The sequence below is a fragment of the Streptococcus sanguinis genome (genome assembly GCF_020729765.1).
In the GTDB taxonomy this organism is placed as follows: Bacteria; Bacillota; Bacilli; order Lactobacillales; family Streptococcaceae; genus Streptococcus; species Streptococcus sanguinis_Q.
The window spans coordinates 1-740 of sequence record NZ_JAJEPD010000030.1; the positions used below are offsets into that span (position 1 = coordinate 1).

At 31.1% G+C, this 740-nt stretch carries 1 pseudogene; it reads right to left on the bottom strand.

The window, feature by feature from the left end:
- Nucleotides 1-643, bottom strand: a pseudogene (locus K4H96_RS04165) (ABC transporter permease); the annotation flags it as partial.
- Between the last annotated feature and the right edge of the window lie 97 nt (nt 644-740).

Genomic DNA, 740 nt, shown 5'->3' on the forward strand with positions numbered 1-740 from the left:
TTTGGTGCTCTAAAGATTGAATATTAAGTTTCACAGTTTGGTAAACCTCGACTGGATTGATTGAAAAATTCAAACTAGCACTCAAATCGTTGATGTCCTTAATTGCTTCTGGACTAAAAAGTGAGTTATATATGATATTGCTTGCCAAAATAAAATCGTTAGTTTCTACCATTTTATCAGTATCTAATACAACCACTATATTACTCTTACTATTTGTCACACTTTCCAAAGGTAGATTATCTTTATTTTCAGGGACACTACTGCCATTTTCATTGAAATAGAAAAATTCTTGCCCATCAGGAATGACTTGCACCGTAAGATCATCTTTTGTATAGTTTGTACCAGTAAATTGTTCTGCTACAACCGTATTCTCGATTGATGCCTTATTCTCTTTAAATTTATTAGGAATATAGATGGTTGCTATTTTATTATCTAAAATACGATAGTTTGTTCCATTAACTTTATTTTGTACCTTAGCACCTGTTTGATTGATATAAACCAGCTCTTTATTAACCTCTGGATTCGTTATCCCATCACTTTTTAATTGCTTAGAAAAATCTTCTGTAACATGAGAAGTTTTCATAAAATCTGGAACATAGGCTGAAGATGATTTGATATATATAAAATCCAGTTTTTTTAAGGCTAGTCAATCAAAGATGAATATACAGATAAAGCATTTAGAACCATGGAGTGCAGTAAAAGATTGGAAAAGACTGGAGTTTTTGGGTATTGAAAATGAA